General features: G+C 70.3%; 18 protein-coding genes. 6 read left to right on the top strand and 12 right to left on the bottom strand.

Annotated features, from left to right (window positions below):
* Positions 1-91: 91 nt before the first annotated feature.
* Positions 92-1,333 carry a restriction endonuclease gene (locus ACFWPT_RS35275; protein ID WP_380486843.1) on the bottom strand — a complete coding sequence of 414 codons (1,242 nt, stop codon included), beginning with the start codon at positions 1,331-1,333 and terminating at the stop codon, positions 92-94.
* A gap of 189 nt (positions 1,334-1,522) precedes the next feature.
* Between ACFWPT_RS35275 and ACFWPT_RS35270 the strand changes: the two genes are divergently transcribed.
* Both ACFWPT_RS35270 and ACFWPT_RS35265 read left to right on the top strand, forming a co-directional pair.
* Positions 1,523-1,828 (top strand): SPASM domain-containing protein, encoded by a 306-nt coding sequence (locus tag ACFWPT_RS35270; RefSeq protein WP_380372023.1) that lies wholly within the window; start codon positions 1,523-1,525, stop codon positions 1,826-1,828.
* Positions 1,829-1,864: 36 nt separating this feature from the next.
* The gene (locus ACFWPT_RS35265) at positions 1,865-2,224 is read left to right on the top strand and encodes a hypothetical protein (RefSeq protein ID WP_380372026.1); all 360 of its coding nucleotides are present in this window, start codon (positions 1,865-1,867) and stop codon (positions 2,222-2,224) included.
* Between the two features lie 149 nt (positions 2,225-2,373).
* On the opposite strand, the gene ACFWPT_RS35260 is transcribed toward ACFWPT_RS35265, so the two are convergent.
* Positions 2,374-2,589, bottom strand: a complete 216-nt coding sequence (locus tag ACFWPT_RS35260) for a DUF397 domain-containing protein (protein ID WP_380372028.1) — start codon at positions 2,587-2,589, stop codon at positions 2,374-2,376.
* 222 nt (positions 2,590-2,811) lie between these two features.
* Here ACFWPT_RS35260 and ACFWPT_RS35255 point away from each other — a divergent pair, with 222 nt between their 5' ends.
* Positions 2,812-3,954: a methyltransferase domain-containing protein gene (locus ACFWPT_RS35255; protein ID WP_380486841.1), complete on the top strand. Its 1,143-nt coding sequence runs from the start codon at positions 2,812-2,814 to the stop codon at positions 3,952-3,954.
* 125 nt (positions 3,955-4,079) lie between these two features.
* Here ACFWPT_RS35255 and ACFWPT_RS35250 read toward each other — a convergent pair whose 3' ends face one another.
* Both ACFWPT_RS35250 and ACFWPT_RS35245 read right to left on the bottom strand, forming a co-directional pair.
* Entirely contained in the window at positions 4,080-4,295 is a 216-nt protein-coding gene (locus ACFWPT_RS35250) for a DUF397 domain-containing protein (RefSeq protein ID WP_380372034.1), read from the bottom strand.
* 266 nt (positions 4,296-4,561) lie between these two features.
* Entirely contained in the window at positions 4,562-5,023 is a 462-nt protein-coding gene (locus ACFWPT_RS35245) for a hypothetical protein (RefSeq protein ID WP_380486839.1), read from the bottom strand.
* 306 nt (positions 5,024-5,329) lie between these two features.
* On the opposite strand from ACFWPT_RS35245, the gene ACFWPT_RS35240 reads away from it, so the two are divergent.
* Positions 5,330-6,358, top strand: coding sequence for a hypothetical protein (locus tag ACFWPT_RS35240; RefSeq protein WP_380486837.1), 1,029 nt, complete (start codon positions 5,330-5,332; stop codon positions 6,356-6,358).
* Positions 6,359-6,452: 94 nt separating this feature from the next.
* Positions 6,453-6,680, top strand: coding sequence for a hypothetical protein (locus ACFWPT_RS35235; RefSeq protein WP_380372041.1), 228 nt, complete (start codon positions 6,453-6,455; stop codon positions 6,678-6,680).
* 574 nt (positions 6,681-7,254) lie between these two features.
* Here ACFWPT_RS35235 and ACFWPT_RS35230 read toward each other — a convergent pair.
* Together ACFWPT_RS35230 and ACFWPT_RS35225 are read right to left on the bottom strand one after the other, a co-directional pair.
* A complete protein-coding gene (locus tag ACFWPT_RS35230) occupies positions 7,255-7,467 on the bottom strand; it encodes a DUF397 domain-containing protein (protein WP_380423964.1) in 213 nt (70 codons plus the stop codon).
* 90 nt (positions 7,468-7,557) lie between these two features.
* The gene (locus ACFWPT_RS35225; protein WP_380486835.1) at positions 7,558-8,406 is read right to left on the bottom strand and encodes a patatin-like phospholipase family protein; all 849 of its coding nucleotides are present in this window, start codon (positions 8,404-8,406) and stop codon (positions 7,558-7,560) included.
* Between the two features lie 84 nt (positions 8,407-8,490).
* Between ACFWPT_RS35225 and ACFWPT_RS35220 the strand changes: the two genes are divergently transcribed.
* Positions 8,491-9,051, top strand: a complete 561-nt coding sequence (locus ACFWPT_RS35220) for a TetR family transcriptional regulator (RefSeq protein ID WP_380486832.1) — start codon at positions 8,491-8,493, stop codon at positions 9,049-9,051.
* An 80-nt stretch (positions 9,052-9,131) separates the two neighbouring features.
* Here the strand turns inward: ACFWPT_RS35220 and ACFWPT_RS35215 are convergent, their stop codons facing one another.
* The 6 genes from ACFWPT_RS35215 to ACFWPT_RS35190 form a co-directional block, all read right to left on the bottom strand.
* The gene (locus tag ACFWPT_RS35215) at positions 9,132-10,394 is read right to left on the bottom strand and encodes a CynX/NimT family MFS transporter (RefSeq protein ID WP_380486830.1); all 1,263 of its coding nucleotides are present in this window, start codon (positions 10,392-10,394) and stop codon (positions 9,132-9,134) included.
* Between the two features lie 221 nt (positions 10,395-10,615).
* Positions 10,616-14,128 (bottom strand): carboxylic acid reductase, encoded by a 3,513-nt coding sequence (gene car / locus ACFWPT_RS35210; protein ID WP_380486826.1) that lies wholly within the window; start codon positions 14,126-14,128, stop codon positions 10,616-10,618.
* Positions 14,129-14,178: 50 nt separating this feature from the next.
* Positions 14,179-14,904, bottom strand: coding sequence for a FadR/GntR family transcriptional regulator (locus tag ACFWPT_RS35205; protein ID WP_380486825.1), 726 nt, complete (start codon positions 14,902-14,904; stop codon positions 14,179-14,181).
* Between the two features lie 146 nt (positions 14,905-15,050).
* Positions 15,051-16,640 carry an MFS transporter gene (locus tag ACFWPT_RS35200; protein ID WP_380486823.1) on the bottom strand — a complete coding sequence of 530 codons (1,590 nt, stop codon included), beginning with the start codon at positions 16,638-16,640 and terminating at the stop codon, positions 15,051-15,053.
* Positions 16,637-17,242: a TetR/AcrR family transcriptional regulator gene (locus ACFWPT_RS35195; RefSeq protein WP_380372057.1), complete on the bottom strand. Its 606-nt coding sequence runs from the start codon at positions 17,240-17,242 to the stop codon at positions 16,637-16,639. The genes ACFWPT_RS35200 and ACFWPT_RS35195 overlap by 4 nt, the downstream gene beginning before the upstream one ends.
* A 206-nt stretch (positions 17,243-17,448) precedes the next feature.
* Complete coding sequence (locus ACFWPT_RS35190) at positions 17,449-17,841, bottom strand: cell division protein SepF (protein WP_063346197.1); 393 nt, start codon at positions 17,839-17,841, stop codon at positions 17,449-17,451.
* Positions 17,842-17,905: the final 64 nt, after the last annotated feature.

Genomic DNA, 17,905 nt, shown 5'->3' with positions numbered 1-17,905 from the left:
GCCGACCAGGCGACGGCCAAACCAGCGGCCCTCGACCTACCCACACCCGCTCTGACCAGCTAATCAGCACCTCCCACACAGCGGGGGAAGCTCAGGCCTCGGCCGACCGAGCGGCCTGGCGCAGCCGGCTGTCACTCAGGCCGGGCATCGTGAGGAGCGCGGTCACCTGGTCTTCGGTGAAACGAGAGGGCACGGGGATCCACCGGTTCGCGAGAAGCGCACGACGTTCCTTGGTCTCGTCGGTGGTGCCCGGCGGCGTGGTCATCGGCTGCTGATACTCGTGCCAGCACGTACCCAGCACGAGCGCTGGTGCCCGGTCGGGGTCGCGGACGAGTGCGGACAGCCCGGCGGCGACTTTCTCGTCCCGGTCGCTGTCAGTGGTGAGTAGGTACCGGTGGATTTCGTTCAGCCACAGGACTGTCTGCGGCCCGACCGAGCGGAGGGAGCCGAGCAAGGCGTCGGGCGATGGTGGCTGCCACAGGCGCCAGCCGTCAGGTAGCTGTCGGACCGACTCCCAGAGTGCCCGGGTCTTGCCGGTGGAGGAGTCGCCGAGCAGGATGGCCGTGCCGCTCGTTCCATGCGCTGCGCGGTCCAGGACAGCGTGGAGTTCGTCGTCGAAGGGCCTACGTAGGTAAGGGGGGAGAGAGTCGTTGCCCGGGGCGTTGTCCTCGGCCTGGATCGCTTGGTGCACTTCGAGGCCGAACGGGTCGGCGTCCGTGACGGCGATGCCCACGGTGTTGTCGGGCGTGCTTGTTCGCTCGTAGGGAGCAGCGTAGTGGGCGGCCACCGCGTCCGCGTCGCAGAAGCGGTGGGCGACATGGTCGCCGAAGTACCGAGCGACGATCCATGGCAGAGGGCGCAACAGGCGGCCCAGGTGCTCCGCGTCCCACACCTCGCCGAGCTGAAGATCGGGAAATTCGGCCTGATATCCGAGCGCGATTTCTCGCACTTGGGTGGAAATGCCTCGACACGAGGTGGCGATGACGAATCTGGTCGCGCGGTGGGGGTGGCTACCGTGAACGAAGTGGTCGAAGGCTTTACGAGCCGAGGCGGCGGAGAACCCGGCGACGTGCTTGACCTGGAAGGCCGACCAGCGACCGTCAGATGTACGGCCCACCACGTCGATGCCGCCCTGCGACTGGCCGGCGGTTCCGTATCGGGCGACCTGGGTGAGTCCCTCTGCGGCCTCGACGAGCTCACAGATCAGCCGCTCGAACTCTGTCCAGTTCTGGGTGTCGAAGGGGAGGACCGGGATCTTCGGGTCGGCCACCGGGGGCTGGGAGGTGGGGGTGCGATAGGGCATCGGCGGCACCTTCAGGCTCGTTTCACTCATGCTCTTGAGCAGCCTATCTGGGGGTACCGACAGACCGGCCGAAACGGGTTCAAGGCCTGACAGCGAGGATGGGGCCGGAGTTTTGCGGCGGGCACGGGTTGTCCTACGGGTCTTTATGGACAGCGCAGCTCTGGCCACGGTGCGCAACCAGGGACGTGCCGGACCACCTTCGTCGCTGGTCAGGTAAACGTGCCAGGGTGTTCCGCCGACCTGTGTGGTCACTGCGCGCACGAGAAGTGCGCGATCCTGCCCAGCGGCGACGTCGCACCGTGCGTGCTCGGCCGGTTCATGCCGGTGGGCAACGTCCTGCAACAGCCGCTCGCCGACATCTGGTCGGGCGAACGCCTCGCCGCCGCCCTATCCGAGATCAAGCGAGAATGCGACGTGGCGCAGAGCTGCACCCCGCCACAGTTCCTTCCCATGTGCGGCCCGTGCTCGCCCTGTGTGCCCTCGGTGCGGCACTGTGACCCGCCCGGGTCCCCCATCGCCGATTAGCATCAGTACCCCCGTACTGCAACCAGGGAGCGGACGTTGGACAACCACGGCGACCACTACGGCGACGACTGGACGCCGTGGCCCGGCGACGCCCCAAACGGCTGGCCAGCCCGCACCGAGACCGAATGGCTCGACATCGCCCGGTACGTCCGACACGCCGCGAACAAGGTCGGCGATCCCCTTCCGCTCTGCCTGCCCGGTGAACCGAAGGAGTGTGGGCGCAGCGCTCGGCACCATGTGGTGCTGTGGGGTGCCGTGCTCAAGGCTCGGGCGCATCACGTGGTTGAGCAGGCGTCGCCCACCCAGGAGTACGGAACGTGGGCGGCCCGGTCTCTCTACCGCCGGGAGGTCGACCAACTTCGGGAACAGCCCATCGGGGGCGCCGAGATGGAGTGAAAGCCGGGCGCGGGATACTCATCGACTACGACCGCTGGCCTATCCCGTGCCAACCGAGGCCCCACTCAGCCGGACGTGCCTGCGCGTCAACTTGACGCGCGAGCCCCACTACCCGCTGTGGGTAGTGGGGTTCGGGCGGCGTGGGTGTGTCAGACCTCGCCGAACTCGCCGGCCTGGACGGCGGCGACGAACGAGGACCAGGCGTCGGCGGGGAAGACGAGGGCAGGACCCTCGGGGTCCTTGGAGTCACGGACGGGCGTCAGGCCAGGGAAGTTCGGAGCTACCTCAACGCAAGTGCCCCCGTTGTTGCTGTAGGTGGACTTGCGCCACTTGGCGCTGGCCAGGTCAAGGGTGGGGCCGGTCATTCATGCTCCTTCCGAGCAGTGCGGATCACGGCAAGCGAAGCCACCTTGGAGAGCGACGACTCCACCTGAAGCCGATCGTGGTCACGGCTCCATGCCTCGACCTTCCTGCATTCCCGTTCCAGGAAGTCCGAACCAGTCACCGGAAGTTGCGGGCTGGACGCGATTCCTCCCGGCCGTGAACGGCCGGGGCTCCGCACGAATTCATTGAAAGGATCCCGAGGCATGACACGCATCCCATGGGAAGGACAGGCCGCCGATCTGGCTTCCCGGGCGACCGATCCGGACTCCCGATGGCGGAACCCGGTGGCCGGCGTTCCCCGGCACGAACTGGTCCCCAGGTGGTGGGAGCCTGCCGAGGGCGGCACTTGGCAGCTTCAGGTAGGGGAAGCGAACCCGGACTTCTGGCTCCAACGGGCCTACGGGAACGAGTCCCTGGTCACCAGCGTGGGCGGGTTGCACGCGGACCACGCGAAGCCGGATGACCGCCCGACCGGGCTGCCAACGTCGTCGGCCACGCTCACGCCGCTCGTGGTCAAGATGCTGCGGCACGGCCGGATCGCCGCCGGGCACGACCTGCTGGACATCGGCACCGGCGCAGGCGGGTTGACCGCCATTGCCGCCACGCGGCTCGGTTCGGATCGCGTGACGAGCGTGGACATCGACGGGTACCTGGTCGACGCCGCGCGGGGCCGCCTCGCAGGCATGGGGCTGAGCCCTCACTTCGTCACTCAGGACGCCACCGACGCCCTCCCGGGCGACTACGACCGGATCGTGGCCACCGTGTCCGCCCGCCCAGTCCCGGTCCCGTGGCTCCAGGCGCTTCGGCGCGGCGGACGGCTCGTCACCACCATCGCGGACACGGCGCTGATCCTGACGGCCTGGAAGACCCCGGACGGCGGAGCGACCGGCGTGATCGAGCGCGACTGGGCGGGCTTCATGACCACGCGCCACGGCTCCGCCTACCCGCCCGGCTTGGACGAGCTGTTCAAGACCGCCCGCGAAGCCGACGGGGAGAACGTCAAGCTCTTCCGTTACCCGGTCACCGACATCCGCAACAACTGGGAAGTCTGGTCGATGCTCACGATCAGCATCCCGGGCATCGAAGTCGACTTCGAGGAGACGCCCGAGGGTCGTACGGCCTGTCTCGCCCATCCGGACGGGTCATGGGCGCGCGCAGAGGCAACGAAGTTCGAGCCGCCGACCGTCCACCAGAGCGGCCCCCGCCGCCTGTGGTCGGCACTCGAATCCATCCGGAACTGGCGGGAAGTGGAAGGCGGCCTGCCGCTCTACGGCTGCCGCGCCGTCGTCACCCCGGACGGCGTGATCCACCTGTCCCGGGGCCGGTGGTCGGCCACCATCGGCTGACCGTGACCGGACGGCGCCGTCCGGCTTCTCCAGGGCGGGGCCCTGTTTGGAACGGTGCCATCGGCAGCGATGTGCGAGCCCCACTACCCATCTGCGGGTAGTGGGGCTCGCGCGACGTGCGTGCGTCAGACCTCGCCGAACTCGCCGGCCTGGACGGCGGCGACGAACGATGACCAGGCGTCGGCGGGGAAGACGAGGGCAGGGCCCTCGGGGTCCTTGGAGTCACGGACGGGCAGTACACCCGGGAAGCCGGGGGCCACCTCGATGCAACTGCCCCCGTTGTTGCTGTAGCCGGACTTGCGCCACTCGGCGCTGGCCAGGTCAAGGGTGGGGCCGGTCATTCATGCTCCTTCCGAGCAGCGCGGATCACGGCAAGTGAAGCCACCTTGGGAAGCGACTCCACCTGAAACCGATCGTAATCACGGCTCCATGCCTCGACCTTCCTGCATGCCCGTTCCAGGAAGTCCGAACCCGCCACCGGAAGTTGCGGGCCGAGCCGGACCGTCGCGGTCAACAGCTGCCGAGAGGGCTGCACGGTGTCCGGCCCGCGGACCCTGCAGGGGGAGGCAGCCGCAACCCTGGCGTGACAACCGGTTCCGGGCTGGCCCTACCTCGTGAGGGGCTCCACCCCGAGGAGGGCTGCGGTTTTGGTGTAGACGGTCCAGGTGAGAGCGTCGTTCAGGGCCAGGCGTGAAGGGGTGTCCGGCTGGGACTTGCTGAAGAAGCCGCCGCTGGGGCACGGTGCGGGCGAGGCGCTGGCAAGCCAGACCGGGGTCTGCACACCTTCGTCCGGGGTGACGGCGAACGGACGGAACAGCGGGTCGGTCAGCCGCATCAGACCACCGGTGTTGCTGTTCATCGCGGTGCCCTTGGCCATCCCAGGATTGGCGTTGTAGAGGCTCATGCCGTCAGGTAGACGGTGTGCGAGTTCTCGCGCGGCCAGGAGGCTGACGAGTTTGCTCGTCGCGTAGACGTTGATCTGGTGGTAGAAGCGCTTGCTCCACGACGTTCCCGCGACATCTGGATCGGTGGCATCGAGCCTGCCGCGCTTTTCCACGAACGAGGACATGTTGATGATCCGCGCTTCGCGCGTGAGCACTCCTTCGGCCAGGAGGGCGTGGGTGAGCAGGAACGGGGCGTGATGGACCCCGTGTAGGTGTCGCCCTCGGGCTGGGGCGGTGCTGCCGAGTGTGTCTGCCTTCGGCTTCCGGCGATTTCGGCACTCCCGCTGCCGTCAACCCGTTTGCGCGGCGTACACCCAGTCGGGTTCACGACGCCTCATTGGCAGTCAGTGAGGGGATCAACTGTGTGAGTATCCAGCGCGGCCGTAAAGGTACGCGCCTCTGACCGGAAACGACGTACGGAAGGACGCAGTGTGGACTCGACAGACCGCCGCACGATCAGGCACCCCCGACCGCCTGGCGTGGACACCCTCCACTACACCACGCGGAGCGGCCTCGACGCCGTCCCCGATCCTCGGCACCGCACCATGATCGCCAGTGTCCTGGCCTCCGGCCTGGTTGACGAGATGATCGCCTTCACCCAAACCTTCGATCCGCCCGTCAACCTCGCGCAGGCCCGCGCCGACGCCGATGTGCTCACCACCGAGTTCGCGGCGTTCGGCGTCACCATCCCCACCGCCACCACCACCAACATCACGTTGATGCGCGCCCTCATGATGCCCATCGCCGACGATGCGCTCGCCCTCGCCCTCGATCGCATCTGGGTGTTCGTCACCAACACCGATGACGTGTGCTGCCACGACCCCGCAGAGGCCGAAGCCATCCTGCGGGCCGGCATGCTGCCCGAGCAACGCGCATCCTCGCCGAACGCCCGGTACATCCGGCACATGTTCAAAGAGCTCACACAGTTCTGCGATCCGACGTTCCTCGCCGTCTTCAAGACCTTCTTCTACAACGCGATCACCGGCGTCCTCATGGAGGCGGAGTTCACGCCGGAGGCGTCCGACGGGGTCGACAGTGACTTCGTCCGTGTCTTCAACGGCTTCTCCCAGTTCTGGTTCACCTCACTTCAGTTCACCGACCCCTGCTTGAGCGCCCACCACAATCGGGCATTCTGGTCGGCGGCGCTGAGCTCCTGCGTCGCTTTTCTCAACGACATCAACGACGTCCTGTCCTTCTACAAGGAGGCGGTGCACGGCGAGGACTTCCTCGCCAGCCGGATCTACCGCCGCTCGGTGAGCGAGAACATCCCCTACCTCGCCGAATACCACCGGAGCCTCGACAGCGGCCTGGCTGCCTACCGCCGCGTCCTGGACCTCGCCACTGACGATCAACGCCCGCACCTCGACCGTTACATGACCGCCTTCGCCTACTGGCACTTCCGCTGCCGTCGCTACCTCTGGCACGACATCTACCCCGGCCTGACCCCGATCGACATCTGATCCGGTCTACTGGTGAGCTCGCGTATTCAACTGTCGCCAATGTCCCGCCACAAAGGAAAATGAGCCCAACTGTCAGCTTATCGAGCGGCGTCTGATGACCGACCCCACGACTCTCATCAGCATCTGCGAGGAACTCGCAGGAGTCGAAGCCGCAGAGCTGTATGTCGATGAATATGGAGACAGTCTTCCCCGAGTTCTTCTACGGAGCGGCGCCGTCAGCAATGTTGCCGAGATGTGGGGGCAACTGCGCGAGTTTACCGAAGATGAAGGGATCGACCTGAACGATATCCTCGTCAACCTTGACTTCTCTCTGCTGGACTGACGAGGTGCTTCGGGCCTTTGACGTCACAACGATAACCTGGCCCATGGGAGAGTGTCGCAATTCGCCAGCGGGCTCTCGTAATCAATTGCCGATAGTTCTCCGAGGTTCCCAGCCTTCTGATGCCCGTGTGTGATCCTCTGCGGCGTATCGGCTCCTGTTCCGCCGGTCTCCCTGAGGTGGCGGCTGGTGGTCTTGTCGTGGTAGCCCAGAGCGGCCGCGACGACGGGGGCAGGCGGCTCAAGGAGTTGCTGTCGAATGGCGGCGCCGCGGGCGGCGGCGACGGGGATACCGATCTCGCGCAAGAGACATGACAGGCCGCTTCCAGGCTTGTCCATCGCTACCAGCCAGTTGAACAGGGGGGTCAGCGCGGGGCGGACGCGGCCCGTGCCGTCGGCACCCCGGACGGCGTGATCCACCTGTCCCGGGGCCGGTGGTCGGTCACCATCGGCTGACCGAGACCGGACGGCCCTGTCCGGTTTCTCCGGGGCGGGGCTCTGCCTGGAGCGGTGTCAGCGGTAGCGATGCGTGAGCCCCACTGCCCGTCGTGGGCAGCGGGGCTCGGACAAGGTGTGCGTCAGGCCTCGCCGAACTCGCCGGTTCGGATCACGGCGATGAACGACGACCAGGCGTCGGCGGGGAAGACGAGGGCAGGACCCTCGGGGTCCTTGGAGTCGCGGACGGGGGCGAGGTTGGGGACGTCGGTGGCGACCTCCACGCAGTCACCACCGTTGTCGGAGTACGAGGACTTGATCCAGGAAGCGCCGGACAGGTCTGCGCGGTCACTCATGACTGGAATTCCTTTCGGGCCCGATGGTGAACTGTCAGGTGTAGTAGGGCTACCCCGGCGGTAAGACGAACAGGCGTTGGCGATCAGCGGTCAGCCCGCGTCGACTTCCGCCCTCCACATGGCGCGGAGTTGCGCGTCGACGTCGTCGGCCTGGCGGAGGCCTGCCTGGTAGGCCGGTTCCCAGGCCGTCAGGTCGCCCGCGTCCGGGCCGAATGCGCGCACCGAGGCCGGGTCGGGGCCGATGGTCACCACGGCGTCCGCCCCCACCGCTGCCAGCTGCTGGTTGAGCGGTTCCCGGGGGAACAGGTGGGCCATCGGCTCGACCACGACCAACGTGCGGGCTCCGGTGGCGAGATCGGCGTTGGGGCCCGCGCGCAGCGCACCGTCCATGTACCGCCGGCCGTCGATGGCGACGGGCGGTGCGGCTCCGGGGAAGGCGCTGCTCGCCGCCACCGCGTGGACCAGCGGTACGCCGCTGTCGCGGTCCCACACCACGGGCTCACCGGTGGTGGCGCAGACAGCGGTGATCAGCAGTCGTCGCTCCGGCCACGTGTCCGCACCGATCAGGGCGGCGCGCCCCGCGATCAGCGCCTCCTCGGCTTGGGGGTTGGTGCCGTCGAGTGCGAGGCGGCCGACGCGGCGCCTCGCCTCGCCGGGTTCCAGGCTGCGGTCGCCGAGTACGGCGAACACCGCGCCCATCCGCTCAGGGTCGGGCTTGACCCGGTGGGCGGCCTGGCGGGCCGAGGAAGCGAGCCGCCCCGGGTCCTGGCCGGTGGCGAGCAGCGCTCCGACGATCGAGCCGGCTGACGTGCCGACGATCAGGTCGGCCTCGCCCAGGTCCACGCCGTTGCGGCGCAACCCGTAGGCGAGTCCGGCTGTCCAGGCCGTGCCGACGTGACTTCCGGGGCCCAGGACGAGTGCTCGGTCGAAGGTGTGCATGTGGTCTCCCCTCGTTATTGAAACAGTCGTACCATATACTCGCTAATGTCGTCTCAACTCCGATGCGCCGAAGGGAGATCCACCGTGGGGCGACCCCCTGACCCCGCCCGTCGCGAACGCACGCTGGCCCGGGCGACCGACTACGTGCTGGCGCACGGCCTGGCCGGGCTGAGCCTGCGGCCACTGGCCGCAGCCCTCGACACCAGTCCACGGATGCTGCTCTACGACTTCGGCAGCAAGCAGGAGTTGGTCGCGGCGGTCCTCGCCGAGGCCCGTCGCCGAGGCGCGGTGCGTCTGGCCGGGCACCCCGCGCCGATGAAGGGCTCCGTGCAGGAGCGGCTGCGTGGCATCTGGGGGTGGATGAGCGCGGACGAACGTGCGCCGTTCGTCCGGCTGTTCTTCGAGGTGCACGCCGACGGCCTGGTCCACCCCGAGAACTACCCCGACCAGGCCGAGGCGATCACGGACTGGTTCGACACTCTCGGCGCCACCTTCCGGGACGTCTCCACCGGCCCTGGCGACACCGTCACGCCCACGCTGGTCATGGCCGTCATCCGGGGTCTGCTGTTCGACCTCACGACCACCGGCGACCGCCGGCGCACCGACCGTGCGCTGGACCGCTTCGCCGAACTCCTGGGGCGGTGAACGCGCGACAGCGGTGAACGCGCGAGAGGCGTGACGGGCGAGTGGCGTGACGGGCGGGGCTGCGTGCGGTGATGGTGACGTCAGCGAGGCCGCGGAAGGCGCACGTGGCGGTCCTGCCCCGCGCCGTATCCGGCCGCCGCCATGGCGATACCGAGGACGGCCAGGACCGTGAGCGGAAGCGTCCAGCTGCCGGTGGCGTCGTGCAGGATGCCGAGGAGGAGCGGGCCGGCCGCCGCCACGAGGTAGCCGATGGACTGCGCCATGCCGGCCAGCGCGGCGGCTTCGCCGGAGCTGCCTGCGCGTTCGCTCTGGAAGGTCAGCGCGAGGACGAGGCACGCGCCGCCGCCCAGTCCGAGCAGGGTGCACGCCACGACGGACAGTGCGGGGGCGGACACCAGCACGGTGAAGCCGCCGGCCACGATGACCGAGGCGACGGCCGCGGTCCACCGCTGGTCGTGGCGGCCCCGGGTGAGCAGGGGCAGCAGGCCGCTGGTCGCCAGGGAGATCAGCTGGTAGTAGAAGAGCATCCATCCGGCGGTGGTGCTGCTCGTGCCCTGGTGGATCAGGATGCTGGGCAGCCACGCGACGGCGGTGTAGAAGGCCAGGGACTGCAGGCCCATGAACATGCTGACCTGCCAGGCCAGTCCTGACCGCCAGGGTGGCGGACTGCGGGTCGTGCCGGTGGAGGCCCGGGCCCCGTCGCCCCGCATCCGGGGCAGCCAGACGAGGAGCGCCGCGATGGTGAAGGCGATGCCCCAGGCGAGCGCGGTGTGCCAGGAACCCGGCAGGGAGTGGGAGAGCGGGGCGGAGATCCCGGAGGAGACGGCGGCCGTGACACCCATGACGGTGACGTAGAGAGCGCTGATGCCCTGGATGCGGTGTGCGGGCACGCTGCGCCTGATCATGGCGGGCAGCAGCACATTGCCGAACGCGATGGCGGCGGAGAGGATCACCGTCCCGGCGAAGAGGCAGATCACGGAGGGCAGTGACCGGACCACCGTTCCGACGGCCAGCGCGCCGAGGGCCGCCACCAGCAGACGCGCGCTGCCGAACCGGTGGGAGGCCCGGGCCACCAGCGGCGACGTCGCGGCGAACGTCAGCAGGGGGAGGGTGCTCAGCAGCCCGCCCCAGCTCGCTGTCAGGCCGCTGCCCTGCTCGATCGCCGGCAGCAGCGTGCCGACGCCGGTGAGGCTGGTCCGCAGGTTGGCCGCCACGAGGCAGATCGCGAGGACGAGCCCGATCGACACGGCGGGCCGCGTGCTGTCGGTGGCCGCCGACCCGGAGACGGAGTTCGGCCCGGAGACGGAGTGCTGACGGGGCGTCGAGGACAGTTGTGGACTCATTGCTCCTCCGTCGCCGGTGATGCCTGGACCTCGTGGTCGTGGGTGATGCGTTTCATGGAGGCAGCCTATACAAACATCAGACATTTGAACATCGGATGTTTCTGGGCCTGAGTGGCCCCCGGTTCCGGCCGCCCGGCACGCGATACGCCACCGGCGGGAACGGCCGTGGCCGTTCCCGCCGGCGGGTGCGGAGGTGGGTGCGGAGGAGGAGGGCGGACCGGCTACAGCAGGTGCTGCGCCCGGAGGTCCGCCACGTACTTGGTGATCAGGTCCTGCGACAGGTGCGGGATGTCGTTCTCCTCGTTGAGGGCGGCGGCCCGGACCGCCGCGCGGAACCGGTCCGCCGGCAGGGCGGATCCGGGCAGCGGCTCCGACGGCGTCGCGAAGGCGTGCAGCAGGGGGAGCAGCGAGTGCTGCCGCTGGCGGTCGGGCAGGGCGCGTATGGCGCTCTCGAAGCGGTCGAGCCACTCGTCGTAGTCGTGGATGCGCGTCAGGGGGTGTCCGGCCGCCACCAGCCAGTCGACGAAGGTGTCGAGGGAGATTCCGTCCTCGTGCGGGTTCACGATGTTGAAGGTCCGGTACCCCTCTCGGGTGTCGTCGCCCAGCGCGGCGACGGCCTGCGCGGTGAAGTCCACGGGCAGCGCGTCGTAGTGCCCGCCGACGTCGCCGGGGCCCCGGGTGTAGAAGCTGCCGGGGGCGATGCCGGTCGCCAGCAGGCTCAGCAGGAGGCGGGTGAACACGTCCGGGACGTTGAGCTGCCCCCGGTAGCGCGGGTGGGCGAGGATCAGGTTCGAGCGGAACACGGCGACCGGGAGGCCGAACGTGTCGTGCGCCTCGCGCAGCAGCACCTCGCCCGCCCACTTGCTGGCCGCGTAGCCGTTCGCGTAGCCGCTGCCGAGGTCGCGCGTCCCGCAGGCCGTGCGGATGTCCGCGTCCTCGTCGGCCGCGGCCGCGGAGTCGAAGACGACGGCGACCGTCGACAGGTAGGTGAACTGTTTGGCCCTGGAGGTGACCGCGAGCCTGATCAGTTCGGCCGTGCCCAGCACGTTGGGGCCGAACAGCTGGTCGTACGGCAGGACGTGGTTGACGAGTGCCGCCGGGTGGACGATCAGGTCAACGGTGTCGGCCAGCCGCTGCCAGGTCTCCCGGTCGAGCCCGAGGTCGCGCTCCCCGACGTCGCCGGCGACCACCTCCAAGTGGGCTGCGGCCAGGCCGTGGTAGCGCCGGAGGAGCTCCGGGTCGCCGCTGTCGAAGGCCGCGTCGAGCCGTGCCCGGGCCGACTCGTCGGTGGCGCCGCGGACCACGCAGACCAGGGTGCCGCCGCGCTGCGCGACGCGCTCCAGCCATTCGAGGCACAGGAAGCGGCCCAGGTAGCCGTTGGCGCCGGTCAGCAGGACGGTCCGCGCCTCGGGCAGCGGGCCCGTCGGCCGGCCGGTCCGCGTCGGGGTCCCCGGGTCGAGGAACGCGTCCAGCGTCAGGTCGCCCGCCGCGAGCCGCGTCGCGCCCGGTCCGTGGACCTGGTCGGCGGTCGGGCGCCGGTCGCCCGACGCGAGGGCGTTCTCGATGTGGTCGGCCACCCGCTGGAGCGTGTTGACCGGGTTGATGACGACGTCGACGGGGACGTCGACGCGGTAGACCTCCTTGAGCAGTTGGGAGAACGACAGTGCGGAGAGGCTGTCACCGCCGAGTTCGAGGAAGCGCGTCCCGGGGTGGACGTCGTCCTGCCGGTGTCCGAGCAGCGCGCGGGCGGCCTGGCACACGGTCTCCGGTACGGGCCGGGACGGGCCGGCCTGGCGCAGTGCCCGGAGTTCGTCGCTCTCGCGCTCGGTCAGCTCCGCGTACAGCGCTTCGAGGCGCTCGCCGTAGCGCTTCGCCAGCGTGGGGCGCAGCAGCTTGCGCACGCCGGAGAGCAACCCGTTCTGCTGGCTGAACGGCTCGGTCTCGATGAGGAAGTCCCGTGGGATCTCGTACGAGTTGAGGCCCGCTCCGGTGGCGAGGCGGTGCAGGGACTCGCGCAGGAGCGACCTGAGGCGCGGGCCGTCCCCGGCGGCGAGGTCGAGCGCCTCCGGGGTGGGCACGATGACCGCGAGCAGGTAGGCGCGGGCGCTGTTGCCGTACACGAAGACCTGCCGGACGAGCGGACTGTCGGCGAAGAGGGCCTCCAGCCGGGAGGTGGCCACGAACTCGCCCTGCGACAGTTTGAGGACGTTGGAACGGCGGTCGACGTACACGAACTCGTCGGGGCCGGTGAGGGCCACGATGTCGCCCGTGCGGTAGAAGCCGTCCTCGTCGAAGACCTGGGCGGTGGCGTCCGGCCGCTGGAAGTAGCCGGGAACGAGGCGTTCCGACTTGACCAGCAGTTCGCCCCTGGGGTGCGGGGAATCGGTGCGGAAGTACCCCAGCTCGGGCACGTCCGCCAGCCGGTGGTCGGTCACCGGCGGGCGCAGCACCCGGCCGTCGAGCGAGACCAGTCCGGCTTCCGTCGACCCGTAGCCGTTGAACACCCTGATCCGCAGGCAGCTCTCCAGGAACGCCGCCAGCTCCGCGCTCATCGGGGCCGAGCCGTAGGTGGCCCACAGGAGGCGGCCGCCCAGGGTCTTCTCCCGCAGCTCCTCCTTCGCTCGCTCCGCCTGCCCGGCGGTGTCGCTCCCCGCCTCGCTCCGGTAACGCTGGAAGAGCATGTCGCAGATGCGGGGCACCAGGATGAACTCGGTGGGCCGGACCAGGGAGAGGTCTTCGAAGAGGGTCGACAGGTCGCTCGACGCCACGAAGTGGGCGGTGCCCCCCTTGGCGAGCGTGCCGAACAGCACGCCCCGTCCCATCATGTGGCTCAGGGGCAGGTAGTTGAGAACGATGGACGGCTGCGGCCCCTGGCCGGGCACGAAGTCGATCCAGAAGTGCTTGACGAGACGCTCGGTGTACACGGCGCCCTTGGGGGTGCCGGTGCTCCCCGAGGTGTAGATCAGCGCGCTGAGCGCGTCGGCCGTCGAGCCCTCGGGGACCCGGGGGAGCGGTGGCAGGCTCCTGCCCCGCTCGACGATCGACGCCAGCGCGTCCAGGGTGACACCGCGGCCCTGCGCCGCGAGCCGTCCGCGGGCGGAGTCCAGCGCCTCCTGGTGGTCGGTGACCTCCGGGCGGTGGCCGAGCACGACGATCCTGCCCAGTGACGGGACGTCCGCCGCGATCTGGAGCGCGACGTCCAGGTGCGCCACGTCCACCGCCAGCAGGCGTGGTCCGGTCTGCGCGACGACGGGGGCCAGGTGTTCCGCCGAGGCGCCGGCCTGGAGGGGGACGCTCACCGCGCCGGAGCGGACGCAGGCCAGGTCCAGCACGGCGTACTCGGGGCTGGTGGAGCCGAGGAGGGCGACGAAGTCGCCCGGGCCCACGGCGTGGTCGGGGTGGTGGCGCCACTCGGAGGCCACCGCGCCGACGCGTTCCCACAGTTCGCCGTAGGTGACGGTGTCGAACCGGTCCAGGAGGCGCAGGGTGGTGCGGCCGGTGTCCGGGTCGGTCACCGGCTCGGTGGCGCGCTCGCCCAGGGCGGGGCGGTCCGCGTACCCCTCCATCACCGTGGCCACGAGGTCGGCGAGCGGTAGGCCCGGCCGCCGGATCGCCTCGCTGACGGCCTCCAGGGGTGCGGCGGCACGGAACTGCGGATCCGTCGCGTACAGGTGGGCGGTGCGTCGGGCGGTGCGTGCGTCGAGGTCGTCGGCCGGGGGCGGTAAGACGGGCATGGGTGTTCTCCTCTACGGCCTCGAAGGCCTGTGCAAGGGATGGGCGGTCTTCATTCTTCGGTGGAGGCCGGTTCGGTGGAAGTGAGTGGTGCCTGGACCTCGTGGTCGTGGGTGAGCCGGACGATCGCCGCCGCCGCGGTGCGGGCGCCGCTCTCGTCCTGGGCCTCGATCGCGTCGACGAGTCGCCGGTGCAGGTCGGCGTGCTCCTCGGCGGCGGTGGCGTCCCAGGGCAGGCCTCCCAGGGCGGAGGTGAGGGCCGTGCCGAGGTAGTCGTAGACCTCGATCAGGAGGTCGTTCCCGCTCGCCCGGACGACGGCCCGGTGGAACAGCGCGTCGACACTCATGGCCGCGGACCTGTCCTCGCCGGCGCAGGCCGCGTCGGCGTCGGCCAGCAGCTCCCTCAGCTGGTGCAGCTGGTCCTCGCTGCGCCGCAGGGCGGCGGCCCCCGAGGCGTACTCCTCGAGGACGGTGCGCAGTTCGAGGACGTTGTCCCGCCGCGCGGAACTCGCCCGCCGCACCATGACCGACTGGAGCTCACTCGACGCGCGGACGTAGGTGCCGTCCCCGGCCCGGGGTTCCAGCAGGCCGAGGTGCACGAGCGCGCCGATCGCCTCGCGCAGCGTGCTGCGTCCGACCCCGAGCTCCTCGACGAGGACCTGCTCCGGCGGGATCCGCGTCCCCACCGGCCAGCCGCCCGCCTCGATGTGCGAGCGGAGGCTGTCCACGAGCTGCGCGGACAGGCTCGCCGTTCTGCGCGGTGTGCTGATGCGTGTCATGGAGGCAGCCTATACAAACATCAGACATTTGAACATCGCATGCTCCTGGGCCTGGGTCGCCCCGGTTCCGGCCGCCCGGCCCGCGATACGCCACCGGCGGGAACGGCCGTGGCCGTTCCCGCCGGTGGCAGGGGTGTCGGGCGTGCTTACGCGTCGACCTTCTCCGGCTGCTCCGGCTGCTCCGGAGCGGGTACCTCGACCGCAGTGGCCGGGGTGGTCGCGCTGGTCGTGCTGTCCAGGCCCCGCAGCAGCCGCCAGGCCATCGCGGCCGCGCCGATCAGCAGGACGGCGGCCAGCAGGCCGGCGCTGTTCATGCCGTGCGTGAAGGACTCCCGGGCGCTCGCCAGCAGCGGCTCCGCGACGCCCTGCGGCAGTGCGTGCGCCGTCTCGACCGCCGCGCCCAGCGACTCGCCGGCCCGCGCCGCGGCCGCCGGGTCCGTCCCGGCCGGGACGACGAGCCCGCCGGCGTAGATCGAACCGACCACCGAGCCGACCAGCGCGATGCCGAGCGCGGTGCCCAGCTCGTACGCGGTCTCCGAGACCGCCGAGGCGGCGCCGGCCTTGTCGGCGGGCGAGGCGCTCAGCACCAGGTCGGCGCCGAGCGTGTAGACCACGCCCTCGGCCGTTCCGACCAGCAGGAAGGAGGCGGCCAGCAGCAGGTAGGTGGTGTCCTGCTGGAGCCAGCCGAGCACGCCCACGCCGAGGCCCATGGCCAGCAGGCAGCCGGTCAGCGCCGCCCGGGCGCCGGTGCGGCGCACCAGCCGGGCCGTCAGCAGGCCGCCGACGACGGCGCCGACGAAGGCCGGCAGCTCGGCCAGGCCGGCCCGCAGCGGTTCGTAGCCGCGGACCAGCTGGAGGTACTGCGAGGTCACGAAGACCACCCCGGACAGGCCGATCAGGGCGATCAGCGAGGCCAGCACGGCGGCGGTGAACCGCCGGTCGCGGAACAGCCGCACGTCCAGCAGCGGGGTCTCCAGCCGCAGCTGGCGGCGGACGAAGACGGTCAGCGCGGTGACGCCCAGCACGAAGGCGACCGGGACGTCCCAGCGCGCCACGCCGTGCGCGGCGGCCTCCTTGATCGCGTAGACCGTGCCGATCACCCCGGCCATCGACAGGGCGACGCTCAGCACGTCCCAGCGGCCCGGCTTCGGGTCCTTGGACTCCGGCAGCAGCCAGGCGCCGAGCACCAGCAGCAGGAGCAGGATCGGGATGTTCATCAGGAACACCGAACCCCACCAGAAGTGCTCCAGCAGCACCCCGCCGACCACCGGCCCGAGCGCGGCGCCGGCGGTGGCGGCCGCGCCCCAGATGCCGATCGCGGTGGCCCGCTCCCGGTCGTCCGGGAAGAGGCCGCGGATCAGCGACAGGGTCGAGGGCATGATCGTCGCGCCGGCGACGCCGAGCAGCGCGCGGGCCAGGATCAGCCAGCCGGCGCTGGGTGCGTAGGCGGCGAGCAGCGAGGCCGCGCCGAAGGCGGCCGAGCCGATCAGCAGCAGCTTCTTGCGGCCGATCCGGTCGCTGAGCGAGCCCATGCTGACCAGCAGGCCGGCCAGGACGAAGGAGTAGGAGTCGCCGATCCAGAGCAGCTGGGTGCCGCTGGGCTCCAGCGTCTCGCTGATGGAGGGGATGGCGAGGGAGAGGACGGTCGCGTCGAGGGCGACCACGGTGACGGCCAGGACGAGGACGGCGAGGCCGGTCCAGCGCTGGCGGGGGCTGGCAAGGACGGTACTGCTCATGGGGTATCGGTTTCCGGTGTGCGGGCCGAAGGTGCTGTGGGCGGGGGAGTGGCGGCGTCGGGCCGGCGCAGCGCGCCGCCGAGGAACAGCTCGGCGAGTGAGAAGGCGGCGTCGCGCGGGGCGAGGCGGCCGTCCTGGATGGCCCAGCCGACGCCGGCCACCAGGTCGAAGAAGGCCTCGCTGAGCCAGGCGGCGCTCAGCTCGATGCGGAACGTGCCCTGCTGTTGGCCGCGCAGGAAGAGCGCGTGCAGTCGAACGATCTGGAGCTCCCAGAGGTCGTTGATGCTGTCGTCGTCGTAGAGCTGGTTCTCGCCGGCCAGGAAGGCGCAGAGCGTGGCGTCCGGGACGGCGGCGTCGACCAGGCGGCGCAGCGCGGCCTCGGCGTCGCCGTCCTCGACGGCGGCGGTGTCCAGGGCGGCGGCGAACCGGCGCAGGCCGAGCAGGCCGACCTCGCGGATCAGGGCCTCGCGCCCGGGGAAGAGCCGGTGCAGGGTGGCGCGGCTGATCCCGGCGGCGCGCGCGATCTCGTCCAGGTGGGCGGTCGGGCGGCGGGAGAGCACGCCGACAGCGGCTTCCAGGACGGTGTCGCGATCGGTGGCCATGAATCGAGTGTAGGCCACATGAGACATGGATGTCTCAAAATTATGGCTGTCGTCTCGGATGAGGCGTTGACCGCCACGGTCGGGGCGGCAAAAAACCGGGGACGGCGGGTGCCGTCCCCGGTCGGGGTGCCGCTGTCGTGCGGCTGGTTCAGCTCGGTCGGTTCAGTTCGGTCGGTTCGGCCCGGTCGGGCCGTGCGCCGCCCGGATCAGCTCTGGTTGTAGAACCCGGTCTCGTCGAGCGGGCGGTCGATCACCATGACCTCGACGTCGGCCGGGGTGAGCAGGAACACCCGGCGGGCGATCCGCTCGATGCCGCCCTGGGTGCCGAAGATCAGCCCGGAGGCGAAGTCCACCATCCGCTTGGCCTCGGCTTCGTTCATCTCGGTGAGGTCCATGACCACCGGGATGCTCGCCCGGATGTGCTCGCCCACCGTGCGGGCCGCCTCGAAACCGGTCGGCCGCAGGGAGACGATCTTCGCGGGCGCGGGGACGGCCGGCATCGTCTCCTGATCGACCCACTCGTCCTCGTACACCGCGGCCGGGTAGTTCCCGGAGGGCATCAGCCACCCGTTGTGGTGCTCGTCGCGAAGTGCTCCCATGCCGCGCCTCCCTGCCTCGTCCCGTCCTGGTCCCCCGGGGTCGCGTGTCCTTTTTGACACGTCA

Origin of the sequence: Kitasatospora sp. NPDC058478 (assembly GCF_042720345.1) — a bacterium.
Classification (GTDB): Bacteria; Actinomycetota; Actinomycetes; order Streptomycetales; family Streptomycetaceae; genus Kitasatospora.
This window is presented reverse-complemented; position numbering and strand designations above follow the sequence as displayed.

Bases quoted from the DNA above. Each gene is read 5' to 3' on its own strand.
- ACFWPT_RS35190 (WP_063346197.1), bottom strand. From the start codon at position 17,841: ATGGGAGCACTTCGCGACGAGCACCACAACGGGTGGCTGATGCCCTCC.
- ACFWPT_RS35275 (WP_380486843.1), bottom strand. From the start codon at position 1,333: ATGAGTGAAACGAGCCTGAAGGTGCCGCCGATGCCCTATCGCACCCCC.
- car (WP_380486826.1), bottom strand. From the start codon at position 14,128: ATGCCCGTCTTACCGCCCCCGGCCGACGACCTCGACGCACGCACCGCC.
- ACFWPT_RS35200 (WP_380486823.1), bottom strand. From the start codon at position 16,640: ATGAGCAGTACCGTCCTTGCCAGCCCCCGCCAGCGCTGGACCGGCCTC.
- ACFWPT_RS35260 (WP_380372028.1), bottom strand. From the start codon at position 2,589: ATGACCGGCCCCACCCTTGACCTGGCCAGCGCCAAGTGGCGCAAGTCC.
- ACFWPT_RS35205 (WP_380486825.1), bottom strand. From the start codon at position 14,904: ATGACACGCATCAGCACACCGCGCAGAACGGCGAGCCTGTCCGCGCAG.
- ACFWPT_RS35230 (WP_380423964.1), bottom strand. From the start codon at position 7,467: ATGAGTGACCGCGCAGACCTGTCCGGCGCTTCCTGGATCAAGTCCTCG.
- ACFWPT_RS35245 (WP_380486839.1), bottom strand. From the start codon at position 5,023: ATGTCCTCGTTCGTGGAAAAGCGCGGCAGGCTCGATGCCACCGATCCA.
- ACFWPT_RS35255 (WP_380486841.1), top strand. From the start codon at position 2,812: ATGACACGCATCCCATGGGAAGGACAGGCCGCCGATCTGGCTTCCCGG.
- ACFWPT_RS35225 (WP_380486835.1), bottom strand. From the start codon at position 8,406: ATGCACACCTTCGACCGAGCACTCGTCCTGGGCCCCGGAAGTCACGTC.
- ACFWPT_RS35235 (WP_380372041.1), top strand. From the start codon at position 6,453: ATGACCGACCCCACGACTCTCATCAGCATCTGCGAGGAACTCGCAGGA.
- ACFWPT_RS35215 (WP_380486830.1), bottom strand. From the start codon at position 10,394: ATGAGTCCACAACTGTCCTCGACGCCCCGTCAGCACTCCGTCTCCGGG.
- ACFWPT_RS35195 (WP_380372057.1), bottom strand. From the start codon at position 17,242: ATGGCCACCGATCGCGACACCGTCCTGGAAGCCGCTGTCGGCGTGCTC.
- ACFWPT_RS35250 (WP_380372034.1), bottom strand. From the start codon at position 4,295: ATGACCGGCCCCACCCTTGACCTGGCCAGCGCCGAGTGGCGCAAGTCC.